Below are 24,189 nucleotides of genomic sequence, written 5' to 3'. Positions count from 1 at the left end.
CTGCGGAGGGTGCGGCGGGTCGTGGTTCGAGGGACGGTCGCGGGGTCCGTGGGCGCACCCCGCGGGGTGCGCCCACGGACCCGCGCGGTTCTCAGCGGAACATGCGGGCCAGGTCCACCCGCGAGCGGATGTTGAGCTTGCGGAAGATCCCGCGTAAGTGGTGTTCGACGGTGCGGGGGCTGATGAACATGTGCGCGGCCACCTCGCGGTTGGTGGCCCCTTCGGACACCAGCAGCGCGATCTGGTGCTGCTGGGTGGTCAGACCGCGGTCGACCCGGTCGGAGCCGGCCGCGGGCTCGGGGTCGCCGATCGCCCGCAGCTCGCCGCGGGCCTGCTCCACCCACAGCCGCGCGCCGATCCATTCGAAGGTCTCCAGCGCCTCGCGCAGGTGCTCGCGCGCGCGGCCGGGGAAGCGGTTGCGGCGCAGCGTCGTTCCGTACAGCAGCGCGGTGCGGGCCCGCTCCACGTCGTCGTCGCCGCACGCCCGGTGCAGCCGCAGCGCCTCCTCGAAGAGGTCGGCGGCCTCGTCCGGGGCGGCCAGCAGGCCCCGGCAGCGCGCCGCGACCGCCTGGCTGCTCAGGCTGCCGGTCGCATCGGCCCACGCCTCGAAGGGCGCCAGCGCGACCTCGGCGCGGCCGTGCTCGCCGGTGCGCACGCAGGCCTCGACGAACACCGGCGCGGTCAGCAGCCGCATCGTCGGGTGGCCGTAGCCCGCACCGGCGTGGTTGAGCACGCGCAGCCGCGAGAACGCGCTGTGGGCGTCGCCCTGGGCCAGCTCCAGCAGGGCCAGGGCCCACGAGCTGAGCGCGATCGGCAGGCCCAGGCTGTTCTCGCACGATCGCTCGGCCACGGCGCGCGCCCGTTCGTGGCAGGTCTCGGAGTCGCCCTGGATGGCGGCGAGCAGGCTCAGCGCGGCGAGGTGGTGGGTGGCGCAGTTGCGCTGGCCGGTCTCGCGGGCCAGCCGCAGGCCCGTCATGCAGTTGCCGATACCCGAGGGGAACCTGCCGCTCCAGAACTCCGAGTAGACGAGGAACTCCAGCGCCTGGGGCACGACCGCCAGCGCGCCCCGGCGCCGGGCCACCGCCACCGCGCGGGTCGCCAGCGCGTGCACCAGCGGCGCGTCGCCCAGCCGCAGTCCGGCGATGCTCGCCCAGATCAGCTCGGCCGGGGTGTCGACCTCCTCGGCCAGGTCGGTGGCGCGCCGCAGCGGCTCGACCGCGCCCGCGTAGTCGCCGGCGAAGCTGAGCGCGCAACCCTCCATGTAGGCGAACGCCAGCCGCATGGCCGGCGGGTCGTTGTCGCGGGCCAGCGGCGCCAGCCGGCGCGCCGCCGCGGCGTGGCGCACCGGGTCGCCCGCGAACGACGCGGCGTCGGCGGCGCGCATCAGCGAGCGCACCGCCAGCTCGCGGTCGTGGGGCAGCAGCTGCTCGGCGGTGGACAGCAGGGCGTCGGCGGTGTCGATCGCGTTGCCCTCGCGCAGCCGGACCTGGCCGCGGATCAGCTCCAGCACGCCGGCCTGGCGGGGGGAGACCGCGTCGGGCTCGGCGCGCTCCAGCAGCTCCGAGGCCCGCTCGGGCATTCCCGACAGCCACGCGTCCTGGGCCGCCGTGGACAGCCGGCACGCCCGCAGCCGGGGGATCGGGGTCAGCTCGGCGGCCTGCTCTAGCGCGGCCGAGGCCACCGAGTGGCCGTTGAGCTCCTTGGCGGTGTCGGCCGCCGCGGCCAGCTCGGCCGCCAGCTCGGAGTCGGGCCCCTCGGCGGCCGCGGCACGGTGGCGGGCGTAGCGCGAGGGCTCGCGCTTGGGGTCGACGACGCGGGCCAGGCGGGCGTGGGCGGCGCGGCGCCGCACCACCGGGGCGGCCTGGTAGGCGGCCGTGCGCAGCAGCGGGTCGGTGAAGACCACCCGGGCGCCGTCGATGCGCACCAGCCCGGCGTTCTCGGCGGGCTCGAGGTCGCCCACGGTCGTCTCCGGCCGCCCCGCGGCGCGCACGAGGTCGTCGGCGCCGCAGTCGGGGTCGGCCGAGGCCAGGAGCAGCAGGTGGCGGGTCGGCTCGGGCAGATGCTCCAGCCGCGGTGCGTAGGCGCCGCGCAGCCGCGCCGGCAGCGGCAGGGTGCGCGGCAGGGACCGGGCGCCCGAGAGCTGGTCGCGGGAGAGCGCCGCCGCGAAACCGCGGGCGGCCAGCGGGTTGCCGTGGCTGGCGCGCACCAGTTCGGCGCGGACCCCGGCGGCGATACCGCCGGGCGCGGCGTCGCCGAGGACCTCGCTGACGGCCGCGTCGGAGAGCGGGCTCAGGGTCGCGGCCGGGATTCCGGGCACCGCCGACTTGGGCGCGTCGTCGCGAGCCGCGAAGACCACCGCCACCGGGTCGGTGCCCAGCCGGCGCGCGGCGAAGGCCAGCGCGTCCAGGGACGCGGAGTCCATCAGGTGGGCGTCGTCGACGCAGACCAGCAGGGGAGCGGAGTGGCCCAGCAGGCACAGCGTCCGCAGCACTCCGATGGAGAGCGGGAAGCGGTCGCTCTCGGCCACGCGTCCGGTCTCCATCGCCTGCTCGATGGCCGCGGCCTGATGCGCCGGCAGTTCGCCGATGCGATCGGCGACCGGGCGCAGCAGGCGCTGCAGGCCGGCGAAGGGCATCGCCGACTCGGACTCGGTGCCGGCCGAGCTGAGCACCATCGCGCCCTTGAGGACCACGGCGTCCTGCGGCGCCCGGCTGCGGTTGACCTGCGGCGTGCGCGCCACCTCGCAGGCGTGGTCGAGCAGGGCGGTCTTGCCGATGCCCGGGCCCCCGCAGACCAGCAGTGCCGCGCCTTGGCCGGCGCGGGCGCCGTCCAGGGCGTCGGTGAGCATCCGCTGCTCCGACTCCCGGCCCCGGAGGCGGATTCCGGGAGTCGGCGGGGGATTCGCTGTGGGCACGCCCTCAAGTTACACAGCGCTCGATCCTGTCGACAGGTGACCGGGGACACACTGGTGATTTCACCGATAGGGCGCTGCGTGAGGCGGCGGGTGCGGCTGGTAGCGGCGGCGCGGCCCGCGCCGGCGGGTCGGCCGGAGGGTGCTCCGCCGCCCGCGCGGGCCCGGTCGGTGCCCACATCGGCGCCCTCGGCGCCACCGCTCCGTCAACGACACGCGGCGAACACTTGTACGAATTTTACTCCGCCTCCGGTATGCTCTGGGTCACACCCGCCGCCTTGCAGGCGCAGTCCCGCGGCGGCGCGCGACCACCCGGCGGGCCGCCGACCACGGTGCGCCCGCCCACGTTCTCCACTGCCTGCCGAGCACTCACCTCTTGGGGCGATCATGACGTATCTCCTGGTCATCGGGACACGCAAGGGCCTGTTCACCGCAACCGCCGAGGACCGCCGCACCTGGCGGATGCGCGGCCCGCACCGCCTGGACAGCGCGGACTACGCCAACATGGCCGGCATCTACGCGGTGGGCATCGAGCCCGGCACGCGGCGGATCCTGGTCGGAGCCGAGAGCTCCCACTTCGGGCCCAGCGTGTGGTCCAGCGACGACCTCGGCGCCACCTGGCACGAGCCGGACCGGGCGCCGATCGCGTTCCCCGAGGACGTCGACGCCACCTTCACCCGGGTGTGGCAGCTCGCCTTCGGCGACGAGCCCGGCACCGTCTACGCCGGGGTCGAGCCCACCGCGCTGTTCCGCTCGACCGACGGCGGCGAGAGCTTCGAGCTGGTGCGCGGCCTGTGGGACCACCCCCACCGCGGCGACTGGTGGCCCGGCGCGGGCGGGGCCGCGATCCACACCGTGATCCCCGGGCGGGTCAGCGCCGACGGCACCGACCCGCGGGCCATGACCGTGGCCATGTCCACCGGCGGGGTGTACCAGTCCCGCGACGGCGGCACCGCCTGGAACCCGGCCAACCACGGCATCACCGCCGTCTTCCTGCCCGAGGAGTACCCCGAGTACGGCCAGTGCGTGCACAAGGTCGCGGTCGGCAGCGACGGCGAGTTCTACGCCCAGAACCACCACGGCGTCTTCCGCAGCACGGACCCCGCCTCGGGCTGGACCCCGATCGCCGACGGCCTGCCCACCGACTTCGGGTTCTCCTTCGTCACCCATCCGCACATCCCCGGGTCGGGATACGTGTTCCCGGTGGTCAGCCAGGAGGTGCACCTGCCCCCCGACGACCACCTGGCCGTCTACCGCACCGACGACGCGGGCCGCAGCTGGCGGCCGGCCGCCAAGGGGCTGCCCGAGGACCCCTACTACGGGATCGTGCTGCGCGACGGCGCCTGCACCGACGGCGCCGCCGACCCCGGCTTCTACTTCGGCACCCGCAGCGGCGACGTCTACTGCACCACCGACTCCGGCGGCGAGTGGACGCAGGTGGCCGCGCACCTGCCCGACGTGCTCTGCGTCCGCGCGACGGAGGTGTGAGCCATGGGTGTGACGGTCGTCCTCCCGCAGGTCCTGCAGAGCGACGCCGGGGGAGCCTCCCGCGTCGACATCGCGCTCGGTGCCGCGGCGCCCGCCGGCGCAGCGGCGCCCACCGCCGCCCCGCCGGACTCCGCGCCCACCCTGCGCGCCGTCCTCGACGAGCTCGCCCGCCGCTACCCGGGGCTCGACCGCCGGATCCGCGACGAGCAGGGCCGCCTGCGCCGCTACGTCAACGTCTTCGTCGACTCCGACGAGTGCCGCGCCGTCGGCGGCCTCGACACGCCCGTCGCCGACGGCACGGAGGTCCGCGTCCTCCCGTCGGTGGCCGGCGGCTGACCCGCGCTCGGGTCGGCCCGACCCGCCGCGTGCCCCGACCGGCGCCGGCCCGGCCGGGCGCCGCGAACGCGCTGCGCAGAGCCGCCGCCGCTCCTCCCCCGCAGAGGGGAGGCCGGCGGCGGCGGTCCGCTCTGCGGGGGGAGGCCCGGCGGCGCCGCCCCCGGCGAGAGTGGGAGCCCTCGGCAACCGGTGCGGCCGCTCGGCCGCCGGAGTGAGGGAGAGCGCGATGACGACGGAACGATCCGGGAACGGGTCCGCGGGCGGGGGCGCGCGCAGCCGCCCGCGCGGGTGGCTGCGCTGGACGCCGGTGGCGGCGCCGCTGTGGTCGCTGGGATATGCGCTGGTGGCGCTGCTCTGGGCGCTGACCGCGGGAGACCCGCCCGTGGAGGCCGCCGGCGACCCGTCGCTGGGTCCGCTGGCCGCCCGCTTCGGCCCGGGACCGGCGTGGGCGGCGGTGCTGCTGGCGGGCCTGCCCGCCGCGGCGGTGGGCGCGACCATGCTGAAGGGCGTGCGCACCGGGCGGCGTCTGCTCGTCGCCGCGGGCGCACTGGTCGCGGCACTGCTGCTGCTCTGCATGATCGACGTCCGCCTGCTGATGCTTCTGGGCTATGTGCCCTACGGACTGGTCGGCGTGGTGGCCGGCAGCGACGTGGGCGCGGTGTTCCTGGCCCAGGCGCTGACCCGGGACATGCTGCACCAGGTGGTCTGCCTGGCCGGCGGGCTCCTCTGGGCGGCGGCCGCCCTGGCCTACGCGCGGCGCAGCAGGGGCGGGTGCGTGCACTGCGGGCGCACCGGCCGGGCGCACGGGTGGACCTCGCCCGCCGCCGCGGCGCGGTGGGGGAGCGTCGCGGTGTACGTCGCGATGGCGCCGCCGCTGCTCTACGCCGCCACCCGGTTCGCCTGGTGGCTGGGCATCCCGATCGGGATCACCCGGGAGTTCCTGCGCGAGGGCCAGGCCGACGGCTCGTGGACCTCGGGCGCGTTCCTTGCGGGCTTCGCCACCGTCGGCGCCGTGCTGACGCTCGGGCTGGTCCAGCGCTGGGGCGAGGTCTTCCCCCGCTGGGTGCCGGGACTCGCCGGCCGGCGAGTCCCGGTCGCGCTGGCCGTGGTCCCCGCCTGCGTCGTGGCGGTGCTGGTGTTCGTCGGCGGCATCGCGATGGTCTCGGGCTATGCCGCCATGGCCGGCGGTGCCGCGGATGCGAGCGGTCCGTTCGGGGCCGCGGTGCTGGCGGGCCTCATCGCCGTGCTCTTCCCGGTCTGGGGCGCGGCCCTTGCCGCCGCCGCGCTCGCCTACCACCTGCGCCGCCGCGGCGCCTGCGCCGACTGCGGACGCGGTGCGGCGCGTCCGTCCCCCGCACCGGCGAACTAGCGGCACGCGCGCCGGTCCGGTGCCGGGCGGGCCGGCCGCCTCCGCGGGGGTGGGGGGCGGAGACGGTCGGCGGTGCGCTGCCGCCTCAGGCCGAGACCGGGCGCGAGCCCGCTCCCGCGTGAACGGGGAACCGCGCCAGGCCGCGGATCGTGGTCGTCCGGCGCCGCCGCGGCGCTTCCGCGGCCCGCAGGTCGGGGAAGCGCCGCACGAGTGTGCGCAGCGCGATGTCCCCCTCCAACCGGGCCAGCGGCGCGCCGAGGCAGTAGTGCGCGCCCCCGGAGAAGGACAGGTGCTCGCCCGCGTTCTCTCGGGTGAGGTCGAACCGCGCCGGATCGGGGAAGACCGCCGGGTCGCGCCCGGCCGCCCCGACCAGCACCAGCATCGGGGTGTCGCGCCGGACGGCGCGCCCGGCGATCTCGACGTCCTCGTGGGGGAAGCGGCCGACCAGTTGGACGGGGGAGTCGTAGCGCAGCGCCTCCTCGACCGCCCGGGGTGCCAGCCCGGGATCGGCGCGCAGGGCCTCCCACTGGTCGCGGTGGACCATCAGCGCGGCCACCGCGTTTCCGATGAGGTTCACCGTGGTCTCGAACCCGGCCACGAGCAGCAGCTGCGCCATGGCGTGCAGCTCCTGCGCGGTCATCCGCTCGTCGTCCACGGCGGAGACCAGGTCGCTGACGATGTCGTCGCGGGGGTCGCGGCGGCGCTCCTCGACGAGCCTGCCGAACATCGCGTCGATCTCGGCCGAGGCCCGCATGAGCTCGCGGTACCGGCGCAGGCTGCGCGCGCCGTCCAGCGAGGCGCCCAGCGTGTTGCCGTAGTGGAGGAACCGCTCGCTGTCGGCGCCCTCGATCCCGAGCAGCTCGGTGATGACCGCGATCGGCAGCGGTGCGGCGAAGTCGCGCATCAGGTCGAAGCGGCCGCGCGGTTCGACCGCGTCCAGCAGCCGGTCGGCGACGGTCTGCACCATCGGCCGGTACGCCGCCATCCGGCGCGGCGAGAAGGCGGGCCGCGCCAAGGCGCGCAGCCGGGCGTGGTCGGGCTCGTCGCGCTGCAAAAACGACAGGTCGAGCAGGTCGAAGTCGGGCAGCGGATACTCGCCGACGGGCCGCACGCCGATGCGCCGGTCGCGCAGCACGCCGCGGGCGGTCTCGTGGGAGGCGATCGTCAGCACGCCGACGCGGCTGCGCTGGACGGGCTCCCCGGCGTGCATCCGCGCGTAGACGGGATAGGGGTCGAGGCGCCAGGGCCAGTGGTCGACGCGGCTGAAGGCGTCGCCGGTCTGGGCGAAGAACAAGGTCAGGCCGCGCTGGATGCGCAGACGTGCGGCGAAGCGGAGTTCGGTGGTGGAGAGCATTGACGCGCCCCCTGGCTGCGCTGGAAACCGGATGCCGACATGGTGGTGCGGGCGGGGCCGAGGCACGTGCCGGCCGTGCGAGGTCGCGGTCGGCGCTGCGGGTGCGGTAACTTGGCCACATGGCTAACTTAGCCGATCGTGCAACTTCGGGTCGAGGGGCGCGGCGCCGCGAGCAGTTGGTGGCAGCCGGGCTGGACCTGCTCGCCGAGGGAGGTTGGCCCGCCATCACGGCGCGGGCCGTGGCCGAGCGCAGCGGGGCCAACACCGGACTGATCCACTACCACTTCGGCGGCCTGGCCGGGCTGCGGCGCGACGTGGCCAGGGCCGGCACCGAGCAGGTCCTGGAGCCCTTCGCCGAGGCGCTGCTGGAGCGGGCGAGCGTCGGCGAGGTGCTGGACGAGCTGGCCCGGATCATCCCCGCATCGACCGACGACGACCGGGCCATGCGCATCGCCGTGGAACTCGTCGTCGGCGCCCAGCGCGAACCCGACCTGTGCGACGTGCTGCGCGACGAGCTGCGCGAGGCGCGCGGCCGGATCGCCGATCGCGTCGCCGCGCTGTATCCCCACTGGGGGCCGCGGCGCTGCACCGGGGCGGCCGTCCTGGTGACCGCGCTGCTCGACGGGCTGGTGCTGCACGTGATGGCCGACCGCGAGGTGCCGGTCGGCGCCGCTTCGGAGGCGCTGCGCGACCTCCTGGAGGGCGCGGACTGAGTGCCGGCGCCGGCGGCCGGGAAGCGGTCGGCGCGACGACCGAGTCAACGACCACGAAACCGGAAGAGGGGCCGCGATGGAGATCGCCGACCGCCCGCAGCCGCCCACCGGAGCGGCCCGGCTGCTGTTCCGCGCGCCGGTCCACCTGTACCGATGGGGCCTGGGGCCGCTGCTCGGCGGTCGGTTCCTGCTGCTCAACCACGTCGGGCGGACGTCCGGGCGCCGCCGGCGGACCGTTCTGGAGGTCGTCGACCGCACACCCGGCGGCGCCTACGTCGTCTGCTCCGGGTTCGGCCCGCGCGCCGACTGGTACCGCAACGTACTCGCGCATCCGCGAGTGCTCGTCCAAGTGGGCGCGCGGCGCTTCGCGGCGGAGGCCGAGCCGCCGGCCGCAGACGAGGGCGCCGGGTTCTTCGTCGGCTACGCCCGCCGCCACCCGCGCGCCGCTGTGCGGCTGGCGCGGATGATGGGCTTCGTGCTCGACGGGTCGGAGGAGGACTTCCGGGCCGCGGGGCGCGAACTGCCGTTCGTCCGGCTGCACCCTCGCGCCTGAGCGCCGCCGGGTGCGCGCCCCTCGGCCCCCGGGGCCGGACCGGCGCCCTTCGCGCGAACCCTCCCTGCATGCCGTCTAGGGCACGTAGACCGTCGCGCCCTCGCGGCGGGCCTTGAGGGCGCCGGTCAGCCGGGGCGCCAGGGCGGGGTGCAGCAGGCCGGGCGCGGCATCGGGTGCGACGAAGGCGAAGTCGTCGAGCTCCTCCTCCTGCAGCGTGATGGGCACGCCCGCGTCCACCGAGCCGCAGTCGAAGACGAACGACAGGAACGGCTTGGGGCGGGCGCCCCGGGGCGCGCTCCACTGCACGGACAGCAGCGTGCCGGCGGTGCGGCTCAGCCCCACCTCCTCGGCGACCTCGCGCTCGCAGGCCAGATGCGGGGCCTCGCCGTCCTCGACGACCCCGCCCGGCAGTGTCCAGTGGTCGCGGTAGTTGGGATCGACCAGCAGTACGCGGCCGAATTCGTCGGTGATCAGCCCGAATGCGGCCAGATAGGCCGTGGGCAACGAGGCGAACCACTGCTCGGGAGGAAGGAATTGCGCCATACCCGCAGCGTAGGCCGTGCCGGAGGGCGCGGCGACGCGGTACCGGGCCGCGCGGGCGCCGAGACCGCGGCCGTGCCGGGCGACACTCAGAATAATCTACGATGTAAAGGCGCCTGTGGTGACGCGCCCACCCCCTAGACTGAACGCCGACCGAGGCGCAGGCTCCAGCCTGCACCTGAGACGGCGGCGCGCCCGCCCGCCGGCCGCGGTCGGGCGCCGGCGGAGCGGGGCGGGACCGCACCCGGTGCGGCTACGATCGCAGGGATCGGGCCACCCATCGAGAGAGCGCGAAAGCGGAGGTACGGACGTGGGTCCGTTGGAGCACGGCGACCCGGAGCGCATCGGCCGGTACCGGCTGATCAGCCGGCTGGGTGCCGGGGGCATGGGGCAGGTGTACTTCGGACGGTCAGCGGGCGGCCGCCCGGTCGCGGTGAAGCGCATCCACCCCCACCTGGCGACCGACACCTCCTTCCGCGATCGCTTCGCCCGCGAGGTCACCGCCGCGCGCCAGGTCAGCGGTGCGTTCACCGCCCCGGTCATCGACGCCGACCCCGACGACCAGGTCCCCTGGCTGGTGACCTCCTACGTGCCCTCGCTGCCGTTGGACGAGGCCGTGCGCAGCTACGGCGGGCTGCCCGAGCACACGCTGCGCGTGCTGGCGGCGGGCCTGGCCGAGGCCCTGGGCGAGATCCACCGCGTCGGACTGATCCACCGCGACCTCAAGCCGGGCAACGTGCTGCTGGCCGAGGACGGGCCGCGCGTCATCGACTTCGGCATCGCCCGCGCCAGCGAAGGCACCGCCGCCACCCAGTCGGTCATCGGAACGCCCGGTTTCATGTCGCCGGAGCAGATCCAAGGCGAGCACCTCACCGCCGGCAGCGACATCTTCGCCTTCGGCGCGGTGCTGGTCTACGCGGCCGGCGGCGTGGGGCCCTTCGGCGAGGGCGCCATGCCCACCCTGGTCATGCGCGTCATGCAGCACGACCCCGACCTCTCAGCGGTGCCCGCCCAGCTCCAGCGCCTGGTCTCGGCCTGCCTGGCCAAGGACGCGCGGGGACGGCCCTCGCCGGGCCAGTTGCTCGACGCGATCGGCGACATCCCCATCGGCGAGTCCTGGCTGCCCGCCCAGGTCATGCGCGGTGTGCGCGAGCAGGTCGCCCGGACCAACTCCGCGCTGAGCGGCGCGGGCACCACCGACGGCGCCGACACCGGCGGGTCGACCTCCGTGCTCGGCGGAGCGGCCGCCGGCGCCGCGGCCGGCGCGGCGGCGGCCTCCGCCCTCGGCGACGACGCGGCGACCCGGGCCGCCGGGCAGGGCGGCGCCGACGCCACCTCCGTCATGGGGGCCGGCGGGGCGGGCGGTACCTCCCAGCACCCGCCGCCCTACCACCCCGACGGCCCGCGGCCGGACCAGACGCGCGCCTACGACCAGGCCGCCTCCACCGCGGCCTACGGGCAGCACACCCGCGCCTACGACCAGCAGGGCCCCGCCCCGACATCCGCTTACGGCACCGGCGGCCGGCAGCATCCCCCGACCGCCGCGATGCCTCCGGCCCAGGACGACCCCTATGCCGGCATGTACCGCGGCGGCGCCGGAGACGCCTACGGCGGCGGCCGGCAGTCCCAGGACGAGCAGCGCCGCCGCGACGAGGAGCTCCGCCGGCAGCGCGAGGAGCAGCAGCAGCGCGAGCAGCAGCGTGAGGAGCAGCGCCGCAGGCAGGAGGCCGAGCGCGCGCACCGCGAGCGCGTGCGGGCCGAGCAGGAGGCCGCCCGCCGCGCCCAGGCGCAGGCCCGCCATGCCGACCAGCCCAGCCTGTGGAGCTTCGCCAAGCTGCTGCCGCTGCTGATCATCCCGCTCATCCAGATACCGCTGGGAACGGGCGTCTCCTACGCCTGGCAGTGGTTCACCACCGAGTCGGGCATGTGGAGCGGCCAGGGGTGGTACTACCCGGGCGTCTTCACCCTCGACGGGTTCTTCCACGCCATGTACCTGGGCTACTTCCTGCTGAACAACATCGTGGGCGCCGAGTTCCTCATCCGCTCGCTGCGCACCGGCTACGTGGTCGGCTCCGCGCTGGCGCTGGCCGTCATCGCCGGCACGAACGGGATGCTCTACTACTACGGCTTCTGGGGCTGAGGCGCGGGGCCGCGGGGCGCGGCCCCGCGCCGGGGTGCTACGCGGCCTCGGCGCTCGCGCGCAGCGCCGCGATGAACCACTCCCACTCGGGCACCCGCGGCTCGAACGCGGGCCAGCCGTTGATCACGCCCATGAGCTTCCAGTAGCGCTCGACACGGCGGTCGGTGAACACGGCGTACCCGTCGGCCAGGCGGCGCCGCTCGGCCGGGGTGTCGGCGGCCCCGCCCTCCAGCGCAGCGGCCACCAGCTCGTCGACCACGGGCCGGGCCTCGGCGGAGTCGGGCGCGATACCGGCGGCGCGGGCGGCGGCGACCGATTCGGCGATGCGCTCGGCGAGCCGGGAGGCGCCCTCGGCGGACCGCTCGAAGGTGCCGTCGGCTCTGCTGCGCTCCTGGGCTCGGGCCATGTCCCGCACCCGCTCCCGGAAGCCGGGGTCCTGGACCAGTTCGGCAAGCTCGACCCAGGCGTCCACCTGCTCGGGACCGGGCTCCTCGGGCAGCTCCACCCGCACCGAGCGCTGGTGGGCGACGAAGTCCTCGTCCAGGTCGAGGCCGCCGAAGACGGCGTCGTGGTAGTCGTCGATGATGCGCTGCCGCTCCTCGGCGGACAGGCGGGCGAGGTCGGTCATGAGGCTGATCTCCCGTTGTGTCGGCGTGCGATGGGCGACGGTGCTCAGCACCGCCCGGCGCAGGCGCAGCATCCGGATCCGCTCGTCCAGCGAGCGCACGTGCGCGGCGGCCACCTCGCCGAGGTCGGCCTCGCGGCCCAGGACCGCCCTGATCGTCGCCAGGTCGATCCCGAGCTCGCGCAGCGTGCGCACCAGGTCCAGCCGGGCCGCGGCCTCGGCGTCGTAGAGCCGGTAGCCCGCGGCGCTGCGCGCCGTCGGCGGCACGACGCCCGCGTCGGCGTAGAACCGGATCGCCTTGACGCTCAGTCCGGTGCGTGCGGCCAGCTCACCGATGGTGTGCAGGCCTTCCTGCGTTTCCATGTCCGCCATCGTGGAGTCTCCCCTCACTGGAGGGTCAACCGGCTTTCGCCGGTGGTGCCGACGCGTCCGGCCCGGCGCCGCGCGCCCTCCGCCGGGCTCACCGCGAGTACAGTGCGGCGGCGGCGCGCAGGCAGCCGGCCAGGGCCGAGCGCAGCTCAACGGGCTCCAGCACCTCGATCTCGGGGCCGTAGGCCGCGAACTCCGAGGTGGCCACCGCCACCGACTCGACCAGGAGCTCGGCCTCGCACCAGCCGTCGGGGCCCGGTTCCAGCCCTTCTGCGCCGGCGGCGGTGATCGGGGAGGACAGGGCGGGCATCAGCTCCAGGGCGCGGCGCGTCAACCGGACGCGGGTGCGCAACCGGTGCCGGCTCTCCTCGAACTCCCGCGACCACTGCGCCCACGAGGCGGCGAGGTCGAAGTCGGCGGGGCGCTCGAAGACGTCGTCGCGCACCTGGAGGCCGCACACCCGCGAGACGCGGAAGGTGCGCGGGCGGAGCGGGCCGGAGGGCGCGGGCCGGCCCTCGTCGGGGTGCGGGCGCGCGAGGAAGTACCAGGTGCCCCCCTTGAGCACGACGCCCAGCGGGTCGAGCCGCCGCCGCACCTCGGCGCCGTCCCACCGGCGGTAGGCGGCGTCGATCGTGTGCTGGTCCCACACCGCGGCGGCGATCGCGCTCAGGTGCGGGGTCTCCTCGGTCGCCCGCCACCAGCCCGGCGCGTCCAGGTGGAAGCGCGACCGCACGCGCTCGGCGCGTTCGCGCAGCTCCTCCGGCAGTGCCGCCAGCAGCTTGAGGTCGGCCGCGGCCATCTCGGCTCCCAGCCCCAGCTGGGCGGCGGCATCGGGCAGGCCCGCCAGGAGCAGCGCGTCGGCCTCGCCGGCGGTCAGCCCGGTCAGCCGGGTCCGGTAGCCGTCGAGGAGGCGGTACCCGCCGCCAGCGCCGCGGTCGGCGTAGAGCGGGATGCCGGCACCGCTCAGCGCCTCGGTGTCGCGGTAGATCGTCCGTTCGGAGACCTCCAGGGCCGAGGCCAGCTCGGCCGCGGTCATCCGCCCGCGGTTCTGCAGCAGCAGCACCAGCGAGACCAGTCGGCTCGCACGCATGCACCCCAGTATGCGGCGTGCTCCTGACAGCCGGTGTCAGTATCCCGGCGACCGTGTACCGGGGCCGGTGGGCGTTGTGGAGGCCGTGGGTGCCGGGCCGGTGGGTGTCGCGGAGGCCGCGGGTGTTGCCGGGTTGGCGGAAGCCGCGGGACCGGCGGGCGTTGCGGAGGCGGTGGGAGTCGCGGGGCCGGTGGGCGTTGCGCCGAACCCGGCCTTGCTCAGCGCCTCCTGCACGGCGCCGAAGGCGGGCTTGGGCGCGTAGTCCTGGTCGAAGGGCAGCGCCGCGCCCTGGCCCGGGAACCAGGACGGGATCCAGGAGTCGGCGTCGCCCACGCCCCACACAGTGACCCCGGTGCATTTGCTGACCTGCAGGCAGTTGCGCACGACCGTGCGGTAGTCCTCGGCCTGGGCGCGCAGCTCCTCCTCGCTGGCGGGCATGTCGATGCTGATGTCGAGCTCGGTGACGGTGACCTCCAGCCCGAGGTCGGTGAACCTGCGCATGTTCTCGACCATGTCGTCGGGGACGGCGCCGACGCTCAGGTGGCTCTGGAATCCGATGCCGTGCAGCGGGACGCCCTGCTCCAGCAGCGACTTCGCCAGCTCGTAGAGGGCGTCGCTCTTGGCGTTGCGGCCCTCGATGCTGAAGTCGTTGATGTAGAGCCGCGCGTCCGGGTCGGCCGCATGGGCCGTGCGCAGCGCCTCGGCGATGTAGTCCTTGCCCAGGGTCCGCAGCCACAGGTTGCGGCGCAGCTCGCCGCCGCTGTCGCGGAACGGCTCGTTGATCACGTCCCAGGCGTAGACCCGCCCCTTGAAGTGGTCGCCGACGACGGTCTCGATGTGGTCGTGCATGATCGAGCGCAGCTCATCGGGGCCGAAGTGTCCCTCGGACAGCCACTCCGGGTTCTGGTTGTGCCAGAGCAGGGTGTGGCCGCGCATGTCCTGGCCGTGCTTCTCGGCGAAGTCGACCAGGGTGTCGGCCAGAGAGAAGTCGTACACACCGCGCTCCGGTTGCAGGGTGTCCCACTTCATCACGTTCTCCGCCGTCAGCGAGCCGTACTGCTCGCCCAGGACCGCCCGGTAGTGGCGGTTCCTCTCCAGCAGGTACGGGTTGGCGGCGGCGCCGATGCGGATGCCGTGTTCGGCGGCGAGGTCGCGCAGCGGGACGCCGCCGGCCTGCGTGGGTCCGGCCGTCGCCCGCACGGCGACCACGGCCAGCAGGACGAAGAGCAGCAGGCCTGCGCCTACCGCCATGAGGTGCGTTCGCGGGGCTCGGTGCTTGACCATGGGGCCCTCTTTCGCTGCCGGTTCCCGGGCGCCGGAGCGTCCGGCGCCCGGCGGCCCGCCTGGTGCGCCGCGGAACGGGCCGCGTCTCGATCATCCCAGTCCGTCCACGATGTGCCGGGAATCTTGTCCGTTTGCGGCCGCCGTGTCGCGCATGCGCCCCTTCCGCCCGCGGGTCCTCCGGACCGCGAACGGCCTCCGCTCCGCCCGGCCGCATTCGGTGCGAGCTGGTAAGTTCCCCACGTGCGGCGGCGCGCTCACAGGCGGGGGGAACCAGACGATGAGGCGCCCGACGATCGTCGACATCGCGAGGGCGGCGGGAGTGTCCAAGGGAGCGGTCTCGTGCGCCCTGAACGGCCGCCCCGGGGTTTCCGAGGCCACCCGCACCCGCATCCTGCGCATCGCCGGCGACCTGGGCTGGGCGCCGAGCAGCGCCGCCCGCGCCCTCTCCGACGGACGGGCGGGCGCCATCGGCCTGATCATCGACCGCCCGGCGATGGTGCTCGGCGTCGAGACGTTCTTCATGCGCTTCATCGCCGGCATCCAGGAGGAGCTTGCCGACGGCGACACGGCGCTGATGCTGCAGTCGGTCGACGAGACCTCGCCCGAGCTGGCGACCTATCGGCGCTGGTACGCCGAGCGCCGCGTGGACGGGGTGCTGGTGGTGGATCTGGTGCGCGACGACCCGCGGGTGGGAGCGCTCACGGTGATGGGCCTCCCGGCGGTGGCCGTGGGCGGGCCCGAGGGCACGGGCGGCCTGCCGTGCGTGTGGTCCGACGACGGCGGCTGCATGCGCCTGGCGGTGCGCCACCTCGCGGGGCTGGGCCACCGCAGGATCGGCCGCGTGGCCGGCCCCGAGAACCTGGTGCACACCGGCGTGCGCACCGAGGCGCTGGCCGGTGCGGCGCACGAGCACGGCCTGCCGCCGCCCGTCGTGGTGCACACCGACTACACCGGCGAGCGCGGCGCGCAGGCCACCCGCGACCTGCTCGCCGGTCCCGAGCCGCCGACCGCGCTGGTCTACGACAACGACCTGATGGCGGTGGCGGGCCTGAGCGCGGCCCAGGAGCTGGGCGTGGCCGTCCCGGACCACCTGTCCATCGTGGCCTGGGACGACTCCCCGCTCTGCCAGGCGGTGCGCCCGGCCCTGACGGCGATCCGCCGCGACCTGTCCGAGCACGGCCGCCTGGCGGCCTCGCTGCTGCTCGATGCGGTCGCGGGCGGCGAATCCCGGCGCGTGCCCGCGCCGCCGGGCGAGCTGGTGGCCCGGACCAGCACCGCGCCGCCGCGAAACTGAGCGAGCCGCCGCGGGACGGGGCCCGCCGGGCGGGCGCCCGCACGGTCGTCGCCGCAGCCGCACCCGGTACCGCGGATGCGGAGGGCTCCCGGCGGTGCGCCGGCCCCGTCCGAAGCGGCGCCGGGGGAGAGGGCGGGGACTCCGGCGGTTCGGGCCCGTTGAGGTGCGGATTCCGAGTTTCGAGTTAATTTCGCTATGTGACCCCTTGGTGTCTTATGGCGACCATGTTACATTCATCACGTCTGGGAGCGCTCCCAACGGGAGTGCAGGTGGCCGCCGTTCCGGACGTGTACGACCCGAAGGGAGCACACCCCCGTGGGCCGACCATCCCGTCGCCGCAGCCGCGCGGCCGTTCCGCCCCCACCGACCGGAGCGGCCGTTGCCGCCGACCGCACCGCGCCGCCGCCACCGCCGCCCCCTCGGGCGGATCGGGGCGGCGCCCGCCCGGACCCCCCGGGCCGGGACGCCGCCCGCCGCGGCTGACCCGGCGCCCCGCGCCCGCGCCGCCGGGGCCGCCGGCGCGACCGCTCCCGCATGTCCGCTGCGGCCCGTCCCTTCGGGCCGGGGCACGCGCACGCGGCCGCCCGGCGACCCCCGGCCACCGATCCATGACAGCGAGGAAGCGCCATGACCGACCCGAGCCGCGCCCGGCTCCGCCGGCGCGTGCGCGCACCCCGTCCGCGGGGCGCTGTCGAACCCGGTGGCACGCCGACCGCGCGGGGGCGGACGGGAGCGGCGCGGACGCCGGCGCCGGCGCTCCACCCGCCTCCGGCAGGCGGTTCCGGGCGGATCCCCTGCGCCCGGACACGCCTGCGCCCCCGCGCCTCGGCGGGTGCCGCCCGCAGCGGCGCCCGCCGAAGGCGGAGACCGACGCCTCAGCGCGTCGCCCCGGACCCTGGGACCGGCCGCATCCATATCACTGCGGCCTCGTGCGGCCGGTTCCAGGCCGGCGGACCGGGACGGCGGCCCCGCCGCGACGAAGCCATCCCTGGAGAACGGCGCCCTCCCGCCCCTTGAGGGCGCCGCGATGACGAGGGGCGGGACGGCTGCGGTCCCGCCCCTCGTACTTGTGTGCGGCTGACCGCCCGGCGCGGCGCCCGGGGAACCGGCGCCGCCCCCCCCCCCCGCTCGTCCCTCAGCGGTGCCGCGGCGGGGCCGTACTCTGCCGCACCACCAGGTTGGTGGCCAGGTCCAGACGCAGGTTGGGCGGCTGCTGGCCGCGGCTGAGCATCAGCGCGAGGCGCGTGGCCTCCTCGGCCATCTCGGTCAGCGGCTGGCGCACCGTCGTCAGCGGCGGACCGACCCAGCGCGCGACCGGCAGGTCGTCGTAGCCCACCACGCTCAGGTCCTCGGGAATCCGCACACCGAGCTCGCGCGCCGCCTCGTACAGGCCCATGGCCTGGAGGTCGCTGCCGGCGAAGATCGCCGTGGGCGGGTCGGGCGAGGTGAGCAGGTCGCGGCCGTGGTTGTGGCCGCCCTCGATGTGGAAGTCGCCCGAGCGCACCAGCCCGGGGTCGACCGGCAGGCCGGCCGCGTCCAGCGCGGAGCGGTAGCCGTCGATGCGCGCCCGGCTGCACAGCACGTCGGTGGGCCCGCCGATCACCGCGATGCGCTCGTGGCCGAGCTCGATCAGGTGGCGCGTGGCCACCAGGCCGCCGTTCCAGTTGGCCGAGCCGATGGAAGGCACGGCCTCGTCGGTGTCGCCGGTCGGGTCGACGACCACGAACGGGATGCTGCGGGCGGTCAGCCGCGCCCGCTGGTCGGGGGCCAGGTCGGAGAAGACCAGGATCGCGGCCGTGGACTGGCGCCCCAGGACCGCCTCCACCCAGGCGTCGCGCGGGGTCTGCTCGCCGCCGGACTCCGAGAGCACCACGCTGAGGCCCTCGGCGCGGGCGATGCGCTCGACGCCGCGGATGACCTCTATCGCCCACGCGCTGTCCAGCTCGTGGAAGACGAGGTCGATCGTCGGCGAGCGCCCGGCGCCGGGGCCCCGGCGCCTGCGGTAGCCGTGCCGGTGGATGAGCTCCTCGACGCGCGCACGGGTTTCGGGCGCGACGTCGGCGCGCCCGTTGAGGACCTTGGAGACCGTCGGCACGGATACCCCTGCGGCCTCCGCAATTTTCGAGATCGTCACGGGCTCGGATCCGGCGGGGCCCTGGGGCATCGGGGCGGGTTCTGCTGTCACAAGCCTGCATTTTACTGGGCGTCTCCCGATGGTGCCGCAGCGGGAGGGTGACGAACTTCTCGCGGACTATTGACGCTTGTCACGGCAGCGCCGTAAATTCTGGCAGCACGCATTGCGATAACTTGTCCGATAGTTTCGATAGGACGTAGCCATGACTCCCCACAGGGCCGGCACCGCTGGCGCACTCGCGCTGCTCCTGTTCACCGCCACCGCGTGCGGCGGCTCCGGAGGTTCCGGAGGCGGCGACGGCGACGGCGAGATGAACGTACTCATGTACCAGGACTCGCTCGCGGTCGTGCAGAAGAACGCCGCGAAGCGGTTCAACCAGGAGCACGACTCCACCAAGGCCGTCATCCAGGAGGTCCCCGGCGACGGCTACGAGGACAAGCTGCGCACGGTCATGGGCTCGGGCCAGGCCCCCGACATGTTCTTCAACTGGGGCGGCGGCAGCATCGAGCCCTACATCGAGCAGGAGATGCTCCTGCCTCTGGGGGCGACGCTGCAGGCGAACCCCGAGATGGAGGACGCGTTCATCCCTTCCATCCTCGAGGCCGGCAAGGTCAACGACACCCAGTACGGCATCCCGCTGCGCGGCACGCAGCCCGTCATGCTCTTCTACAACGAGAAGGTCTTCGAGGAGGCCGGCGCGAAGCCGCCCGAAACCTGGCAGGACATCCTCGACCTGATCGACACGTTCAAGGAGGAGGGCGTCACCCCCTTCGCCCTCGGCGGGGCCACGCCCTGGACCGAGCAGATGTGGATGCAGTACCTGGTCGACCGCAAGGGCGGACACGAGGTCTTCCAACGCATCCAGAACGGCGACCCCGCAGGGTGGCGCGACCCGGCCGTGCTGGACGCGGCCGAGACCGTGCAGGACCTCGTCGACCGCGGCGCGTTCGGCGACAACTACGCCTCGGTGAGCTATGAGGAGGGCGCCGCCTCGGCCCTGCTCTCCGAGGGCAAGGCCGCCATGCACCTGATGGGCTCCTGGGAGTACTCCACGCAGCTGGCCGACGCGCCCGAGTTCGCCGAGGAGCACCTGGGCTACACCGCGTTCCCCGAGCTGCCCGAGGGCGACGGCAACCCCCAGGCCGTCGTCGGCAACCCGACGAACTTCTTCTCCGTCACCGACGACGGCGACACCGAGGCCGAGGTCGACTTCCTCAAGCAGACCTACAGCGACCCCTACGTCAAGGACATGGTCGAGAACGGCGAGGTCCCCACGACGACCAACGCCGAGGAGATGATCGAGAAGCACTCGCCCAACCCCGACTTCGCGACCTACCAGTACCAGATGGTCCGCGACGCGCCCACCTTCCAGCTCTCCTGGGACCAGGCGCTGCCCCGCTCGCAGGCCGAGCCGATGGTGACCGAGATCGAGAAGCTGTTCAACAAGCAGATCACGCCCGAGGAGTTCGTCGACAACGTGGCGGCGCTCCAGTGAGCGTTCTCTCGCCCAACCGGAGCGGACGCCCCGCGTCGGCCCGGTCCCAGGCGCGCACCGCCGGTCGCGGCGGTGCGCGCTCTGGGGCGCCGCGCGCGGGACGTCCCAGCGCCTGGTGGGGGCTTCCCGCACTGCTGTTCTTCGGCCTGTTCGCCGTGCTGCCCATGGTGCTGGTGGTCTATCTGTCCCTGACCACCTGGGGAGGGCTGGGATCACCTCAGTTCGTCGGGTTCGCCAACTGGACGCGGCTGCTCGGCGACTCCGTCATGCACCGGGCCATCGCCCTGACCCTGATGCTGACCATCGGGAGCTGGGCGGTGCAGACGCCGATCTCGCTGCTGCTCGGCGTGTGGGCGTCGGGCCGCCAGCGCAACCGAGCCGTGCTCTCGGCGGTCTTCTTCGTGCCGCTGCTGCTGTCCTCGGCCGCCATCGCCATCATCTGGCGGGCGCTGCTGGACCCCAACTTCGGCCCGCTCGCCCGGATCGGGCCCCTGGTCGGGGTTCCGGGACTGGACCTGCTCAGCAGCGAGTCCGGGGCGTTCATCGTGATCCTGTTCGTCAGCGCCTGGCAGTTCATCCCGCTGCACACCCTGCTGTACCAGGGCGGCGCCCGGCAGATCCCCGAGTCGCTGTACCAGGCCTCCGAGATCGACGGCGCCGGCCGCTACCGCGCGTTCTGGCACATCACCCTGCCTCAGCTGCGCAACACGATCACCACGTCGTCGGTGCTGATGATCGTGGGATCGCTGACCTACTTCGACACGGTGCTGATCATCACGGGAGGCGGCCCCGGGCACGCCACCACGATCGTGCCGTACCTGATGTACGAAGCCGGGTTCGAGAACTACCAGTACGGCTACGCCAGCGCCGTGGCCTGCGTGCTGGTGGCCGTGGCCACCCTCGCCTCGCTGCTGATGGTGCGCTTCACCGGATTCGGCTCGATGCGCAGCACCCGGGAGGGGATGTGACCGCGACCTCTCCGGCCACCGCCGGCCGGCAGACCCCGCCTACGCGCGCCGCCGGACCGCACAGGCGCAGGCGCCTGCGCAGCTGGCGCCAGCGCCCCAACCCGGTCGCGGGCCTGGGCGCCTTCGCCTGGCTGCTGGTGGTGGGTGTGCCGCTGTACGCCCTGCTGGTGGCCACCTTCCAGCAGACCTCGGAGTACCGGGCGGCCGGCCCGCTGACCATCCCGTCGGACCCGACGCTGGACAACTACGCCAGGGCGATCGAGAACGGACTGGCGGGCTTCGTACTCAACACGATCGTGGTGACCGCGGTGGTGGTCGCCCTCGTCGTGGCCCTGGCCGTGACCGCGGGCTATGCCATCGTGCGCACGCGCTCGCTGATGACCAACTCGCTGTTCCGGGTCTTCCTGCTGGGGCTGGCCATCCCGAACCAGGCGGTGATCATCCCCGTCTACCTGATCATCATCGAGATGGGCCTGTACGACTCCCTGGCCGCCATCATGCTGCCGACCGCGGCGTTCGCCCTGCCGGTGTGCATCCTGATCCTGACCGGGTCCATGCGCGACATCTCCGACGACCTCTACGAGGCGATGGAGCTGGACGGCGCGGGATCGGTGCGCATGTTCTTCCGGCTGGTCGTACCGCTCTCCCGGTCGGGCATCAGCACGGTCGCGGTCTACGCCGCGCTCCAGGCCTGGAACGGCTTCCTGTTCCCGCTGATCCTGACCCAGTCTGCGGACAAGCGGGTCATCACCCTGGGTCTGTTCGAGTTCCAGGGGCTGTACCGCGTCGACATCCCCGGTCTGCTGTCCGCGGTCGTGCTGGCGACGGTCCCCCTGTTCATCGTCTACCTGGTCGCCCGCCGCTCGCTGGTCAGCGGCCTGATGGGCGTCGGCGGAAAGTAGCTGGCGACGGGCGCCGGCGGTCCGCCGCCGGCGCCACCGCGCCCCACCGGAACCAACAGCCACCGGAGCCCCGCGCGGGACTCCGCAATGAATAAGGACGGTATATGTCGCCGCATTCCAACCTCGCCCCCTGGCAGGACGCCGCGCGTCCGGCCGACGAACGGGCGGGCGAGGTTCTCCGGCTCATGACCTTAGAGGAGAAGGTCGCCCAGCTCTACGGAGTCTGGGTGGGCGCCGACGGATCCGGTGAGGGGGTCGCCCCCCACCAGCACGACCTGGCCGAGGTACCCCCCGAGTGGCACCAGGTCATCGCCGACGGCCTGGGCCAGCTCACCCGCCCCTTCGGCACCGCCCCCGTCGCCCCGGCCATGGGGGTGCAGGCGCTGGCCAACTCCCAGAAGGAGATCGCGGCGGCCAACCGGTTCAACATCCCCGCCATCGCGCACGAGGAGTGCCTCTCGGGCTTCGCGGCCTGGCAGGCGACCGTCTATCCGACCCCGCTGGCCTGGGGAGCGTCCTTCGACACCGACCTCGTGGAGCGGATGGCGGCCCAGATCGGCGCCTCGATGCGGCGTGTCGGCATCCACCAGGGACTCGCTCCGGTGCTGGACGTCAGCCGGGACCCGCGGTGGGGCCGCACCGAGGAGACCATCGGCGAGGACCCCTACCTGGTCGGCACCGTGGCCACCGCCTACGTGCGCGGGCTGCAGTCGACGGGCGTCGTCGCCACGCTCAAGCACTTCGCCGGATACTCCGCCTCGCGCGCCGGACGCAACCTTGCGCCGGTCTCGGCGGGCACGCGCGAGTTCGCCGACCTGCTGCTGCCCCCCTTCGAGATGGCGGTCGCGCTGGGCGGCGCCGGATCGGTGATGCCTTCCTACACCGCCAACGACGGCGTGCCCGCAACGGCCGACCCCGGCCTGCTCACCTACCTCCTGCGCGAGGAGTGGGGCTTCTCCGGCACCGTGGTCTCCGACTACTTCGCCGTCACCTTCCTTCAGACCCTGCACGGCATCGCCGGGTCGGGCGCGGAGGCCGCGGCCGCGGCGCTGGAGGCCGGCGTCGACATCGAGCTGCCGACCCTGCGCAACTACGGCGCTCCGCTGCTGGAGGCCGTGCGCGACGGACGCGTGTCCGAGGACCTCGTGGACCGCGCCGCCCTGCGCGTGCTCATCCAGAAGTGCGAGCTGGGCCTGCTCGACCCCGACTGGACGCCGTTCCCCGCCGAGTCCGCCGAGTCCGCCGGGGCGGAGGGCCGGGGCGGCGACGCGGCGGCCGACGTCGACATCGACCTGGACCCGGCCGAGCACCGCGCGCTGGCCCGCCGCCTGGCCGAGGAGTCGGTGGTGCTGCTGGCCAACCCCTCCGGCGCGCTGCCGCTGGCGGGCGGCCGCCGCACGGCCGTGGTCGGTCCGCTGGCCGACTCCACGGAGGCCATGCTGGGCTGCTACTCCTTCCCCGCCCACGTCGGTCCCTCCCACCCCGACGTCGGGATCGGCATCGAGGTGCCGACATTGCTGGAGGGGCTGCGCGCCGAGCTGGGCGGCGCCGTGCTGGACCACCGGCGCGGCTGCGGTGTGGACGACCCCGAGACCTCCGGCATCGCCGAGGCCGTTGCCGCCGCCGAGGCCGCGGACGTGTGCGTGGCCGTGGTCGGCGACCGGGCCGGGCTCTTCGGCCGCGGGACGTCGGGCGAGGGCTGCGACGTCGCCGACCTGCGGCTGCCGGGCGTGCAGCACGAGCTGGTCGAGGCGCTGCTGGAGACCGGTACCCCGCTGGTGCTGGTCGTGATGAGCGGGCGCCCCTACGCGCTGGGCGGCCTCGCCGAGCGGGCGGCGGCCGTGGTGCAGGCGTTCTTCCCCGGCGAGGAGGGCGGCCCGGCGGTGGCGGGCGTGCTGTCGGGACGGGTCAACCCGAGCGGCCGACTGCCTCTGGCGGTGCCGCGGGACGGCGGCGGCCAGCCCGCCTCCTCCTATCCGGCTCCGCCGCTGGCACGGCGCAGCGAGGTCAGTACGGTCGACCCCTCCGCGCTCCACCCCTTCGGCCACGGCCTCTCCTACACCTCCTTCGCGTGGACGGACTTCCGGGTGCACGGGCGGCCCGCGGGCTCCGGCGACCCGGTCGCGACCACCACCGACGGCTCCTTCACCCTGGGCTGCACGGTGCGCAACACGGGAGCGCGCGCCGGCACCGAGGTCGTCCAGCTCTATCTGGGCGACCCCGTCGCCCGGGTGAGCCGGCCGGTGTGCAGCCTCATCGGGTACGTGCGGGTGGAGCTGGAGCCGGGCCAGGAGCGGCGGGTGGAGTTCGCCGTACCGGCCGACCTGGCCGCCTACACCGCTCCCGACGGGCGGCGCATCGTGGAGGCCGGGGACCTCGACCTGTCCCTGCGGGCCTCGTGCGAGGAGGTGCGGCACACGTCCCGCGTGCGCCTGGAGGGGCCGACCCGGGAGGTCGACCACACCCGCCACCTGGTGAGCGAGGCCGCCGTGGCCGACTAGATCGTTGATGGGAGTTGTTGTGTGTCCCGGTCAGTGGTCGTAGGCGATCAGTGACCGCTTGACCGGGGCGCCGATCAGCCAGTTGTGCCAGATCGCGGCGTTGAGCGCGCAGATGCGCTGGCA

At 74.5% G+C, this 24,189-nt stretch carries 18 protein-coding genes and 1 pseudogene; 11 read left to right on the top strand and 8 right to left on the bottom strand.

Going from position 1 to position 24,189, the window contains the following annotated elements; translation table 11 throughout:
* Positions 1-91: 91 nt before the first annotated feature.
* Positions 92-2,914: a helix-turn-helix transcriptional regulator gene (locus ABD284_RS24300; protein WP_344148260.1), complete on the bottom strand. Its 2,823-nt coding sequence runs from the start codon at positions 2,912-2,914 to the stop codon at positions 92-94.
* Between the two features lie 384 nt (positions 2,915-3,298).
* Here ABD284_RS24300 and ABD284_RS24295 point away from each other — a divergent pair, with 384 nt between their 5' ends.
* The 3 genes from ABD284_RS24295 to ABD284_RS24285 all read left to right on the top strand — a co-directional run bounded on the left by ABD284_RS24295 (position 3,299) and on the right by ABD284_RS24285 (position 6,104).
* The gene (locus tag ABD284_RS24295) at positions 3,299-4,399 is read left to right on the top strand and encodes a WD40/YVTN/BNR-like repeat-containing protein (protein ID WP_344148257.1); all 1,101 of its coding nucleotides are present in this window, start codon (positions 3,299-3,301) and stop codon (positions 4,397-4,399) included.
* Between the two features lie 3 nt (positions 4,400-4,402).
* A complete protein-coding gene (locus ABD284_RS24290; RefSeq protein WP_344148254.1) occupies positions 4,403-4,735 on the top strand; it encodes a MoaD/ThiS family protein in 333 nt (110 codons plus the stop codon).
* Positions 4,736-4,961: 226 nt separating this feature from the next.
* Positions 4,962-6,104 (top strand): hypothetical protein, encoded by a 1,143-nt coding sequence (locus tag ABD284_RS24285; RefSeq protein WP_344148251.1) that lies wholly within the window; start codon positions 4,962-4,964, stop codon positions 6,102-6,104.
* 85 nt (positions 6,105-6,189) lie between these two features.
* On the opposite strand, the gene ABD284_RS24280 is transcribed toward ABD284_RS24285, so the two are convergent.
* Complete coding sequence (locus ABD284_RS24280) at positions 6,190-7,458, bottom strand: cytochrome P450 (protein ID WP_344148248.1); 1,269 nt, start codon at positions 7,456-7,458, stop codon at positions 6,190-6,192.
* Positions 7,459-7,637: 179 nt separating this feature from the next.
* Here ABD284_RS24280 and ABD284_RS24275 point away from each other — a divergent pair, with 179 nt between their 5' ends.
* The gene (locus ABD284_RS24275; RefSeq protein WP_344148245.1) at positions 7,638-8,171 is read left to right on the top strand and encodes a TetR/AcrR family transcriptional regulator; all 534 of its coding nucleotides are present in this window, start codon (positions 7,638-7,640) and stop codon (positions 8,169-8,171) included.
* A 76-nt stretch (positions 8,172-8,247) separates the two neighbouring features.
* Positions 8,248-8,724: a nitroreductase family deazaflavin-dependent oxidoreductase gene (locus tag ABD284_RS24270; RefSeq protein ID WP_344148241.1), complete on the top strand. Its 477-nt coding sequence runs from the start codon at positions 8,248-8,250 to the stop codon at positions 8,722-8,724.
* Positions 8,725-8,799: 75 nt separating this feature from the next.
* On the opposite strand, the gene ABD284_RS24265 is transcribed toward ABD284_RS24270, so the two are convergent.
* On the bottom strand, positions 8,800-9,267 hold the full coding sequence (locus ABD284_RS24265) for an NUDIX domain-containing protein (protein WP_344148238.1): 468 nt from the start codon (positions 9,265-9,267) through the stop codon (positions 8,800-8,802).
* A gap of 307 nt (positions 9,268-9,574) precedes the next feature.
* On the opposite strand from ABD284_RS24265, the gene ABD284_RS24260 reads away from it, so the two are divergent.
* A complete protein-coding gene (locus ABD284_RS24260) occupies positions 9,575-11,404 on the top strand; it encodes a serine/threonine protein kinase (RefSeq protein WP_344148235.1) in 1,830 nt (609 codons plus the stop codon).
* Positions 11,405-11,441: 37 nt separating this feature from the next.
* On the opposite strand, the gene ABD284_RS24255 is transcribed toward ABD284_RS24260, so the two are convergent.
* From ABD284_RS24255 to ABD284_RS24245, 3 genes are all read right to left on the bottom strand, one after another.
* The gene (locus ABD284_RS24255; RefSeq protein WP_344148232.1) at positions 11,442-12,392 is read right to left on the bottom strand and encodes a helix-turn-helix domain-containing protein; all 951 of its coding nucleotides are present in this window, start codon (positions 12,390-12,392) and stop codon (positions 11,442-11,444) included.
* 97 nt (positions 12,393-12,489) lie between these two features.
* Positions 12,490-13,488, bottom strand: a complete 999-nt coding sequence (locus tag ABD284_RS24250) for a helix-turn-helix transcriptional regulator (RefSeq protein WP_344148229.1) — start codon at positions 13,486-13,488, stop codon at positions 12,490-12,492.
* 36 nt (positions 13,489-13,524) lie between these two features.
* On the bottom strand, positions 13,525-14,772 hold the full coding sequence (locus ABD284_RS24245; RefSeq protein WP_344148226.1) for an endo-1,4-beta-xylanase: 1,248 nt from the start codon (positions 14,770-14,772) through the stop codon (positions 13,525-13,527).
* A gap of 277 nt (positions 14,773-15,049) precedes the next feature.
* On the opposite strand from ABD284_RS24245, the gene ABD284_RS24240 reads away from it, so the two are divergent.
* Complete coding sequence (locus tag ABD284_RS24240; RefSeq protein WP_344148223.1) at positions 15,050-16,066, top strand: LacI family DNA-binding transcriptional regulator; 1,017 nt, start codon at positions 15,050-15,052, stop codon at positions 16,064-16,066.
* A gap of 1,135 nt (positions 16,067-17,201) precedes the next feature.
* Here the strand turns inward: ABD284_RS24240 and ABD284_RS24235 are convergent.
* Positions 17,202-18,230 (bottom strand): LacI family DNA-binding transcriptional regulator, encoded by a 1,029-nt coding sequence (locus tag ABD284_RS24235; RefSeq protein WP_344148340.1) that lies wholly within the window; start codon positions 18,228-18,230, stop codon positions 17,202-17,204.
* Between the two features lie 172 nt (positions 18,231-18,402).
* Between ABD284_RS24235 and ABD284_RS24230 the strand changes: the two genes are divergently transcribed.
* From ABD284_RS24230 to ABD284_RS24215, 4 genes are all read left to right on the top strand, one after another.
* The gene (locus ABD284_RS24230; RefSeq protein ID WP_344148220.1) at positions 18,403-19,695 is read left to right on the top strand and encodes an ABC transporter substrate-binding protein; all 1,293 of its coding nucleotides are present in this window, start codon (positions 18,403-18,405) and stop codon (positions 19,693-19,695) included.
* Complete coding sequence (locus tag ABD284_RS24225) at positions 19,692-20,663, top strand: carbohydrate ABC transporter permease (RefSeq protein WP_344148213.1); 972 nt, start codon at positions 19,692-19,694, stop codon at positions 20,661-20,663. The genes ABD284_RS24230 and ABD284_RS24225 overlap by 4 nt, the downstream gene beginning before the upstream one ends.
* Positions 20,660-21,565: a carbohydrate ABC transporter permease gene (locus tag ABD284_RS24220; RefSeq protein WP_386699659.1), complete on the top strand. Its 906-nt coding sequence runs from the start codon at positions 20,660-20,662 to the stop codon at positions 21,563-21,565. Before ABD284_RS24225 ends, ABD284_RS24220 begins: the two co-directional genes overlap by 4 nt.
* A gap of 104 nt (positions 21,566-21,669) precedes the next feature.
* A complete protein-coding gene (locus tag ABD284_RS24215) occupies positions 21,670-24,066 on the top strand; it encodes a beta-xylosidase/alpha-l-arabinosidase (RefSeq protein ID WP_344148210.1) in 2,397 nt (798 codons plus the stop codon).
* Positions 24,067-24,096: 30 nt separating this feature from the next.
* On the opposite strand, the pseudogene ABD284_RS25860 reads toward ABD284_RS24215, so the two are convergent.
* A pseudogene (locus ABD284_RS25860) lies at positions 24,097-24,189 on the bottom strand (IS982 family transposase); the annotation flags it as partial.

The organism is Streptomonospora arabica, assembly GCF_039531585.1.
Taxonomy (GTDB): domain Bacteria; phylum Actinomycetota; class Actinomycetes; order Streptosporangiales; family Streptosporangiaceae; genus Streptomonospora; species Streptomonospora halophila.
This window is presented reverse-complemented; position numbering and strand designations above follow the sequence as displayed.

Coding starts and splice junctions, on each gene's coding strand:
- ABD284_RS24250 (WP_344148229.1), bottom strand. CDS start 13,488: ATGCGTGCGAGCCGACTGGTCTCGCTGGTGCTGCTGCTGCAGAACCGC.
- ABD284_RS24235 (WP_344148340.1), bottom strand. CDS start 18,230: ATGCCCCAGGGCCCCGCCGGATCCGAGCCCGTGACGATCTCGAAAATT.
- ABD284_RS24215 (WP_344148210.1), top strand. CDS start 21,670: ATGTCGCCGCATTCCAACCTCGCCCCCTGGCAGGACGCCGCGCGTCCG.
- ABD284_RS24230 (WP_344148220.1), top strand. CDS start 18,403: ATGACTCCCCACAGGGCCGGCACCGCTGGCGCACTCGCGCTGCTCCTG.
- ABD284_RS24270 (WP_344148241.1), top strand. CDS start 8,248: ATGGAGATCGCCGACCGCCCGCAGCCGCCCACCGGAGCGGCCCGGCTG.
- ABD284_RS24285 (WP_344148251.1), top strand. CDS start 4,962: ATGACGACGGAACGATCCGGGAACGGGTCCGCGGGCGGGGGCGCGCGC.
- ABD284_RS24295 (WP_344148257.1), top strand. CDS start 3,299: ATGACGTATCTCCTGGTCATCGGGACACGCAAGGGCCTGTTCACCGCA.
- ABD284_RS24265 (WP_344148238.1), bottom strand. CDS start 9,267: ATGGCGCAATTCCTTCCTCCCGAGCAGTGGTTCGCCTCGTTGCCCACG.
- ABD284_RS24245 (WP_344148226.1), bottom strand. CDS start 14,772: ATGGTCAAGCACCGAGCCCCGCGAACGCACCTCATGGCGGTAGGCGCA.
- ABD284_RS24280 (WP_344148248.1), bottom strand. CDS start 7,458: ATGCTCTCCACCACCGAACTCCGCTTCGCCGCACGTCTGCGCATCCAG.
- ABD284_RS24255 (WP_344148232.1), bottom strand. CDS start 12,392: ATGGAAACGCAGGAAGGCCTGCACACCATCGGTGAGCTGGCCGCACGC.
- ABD284_RS24240 (WP_344148223.1), top strand. CDS start 15,050: ATGAGGCGCCCGACGATCGTCGACATCGCGAGGGCGGCGGGAGTGTCC.
- ABD284_RS24290 (WP_344148254.1), top strand. CDS start 4,403: ATGGGTGTGACGGTCGTCCTCCCGCAGGTCCTGCAGAGCGACGCCGGG.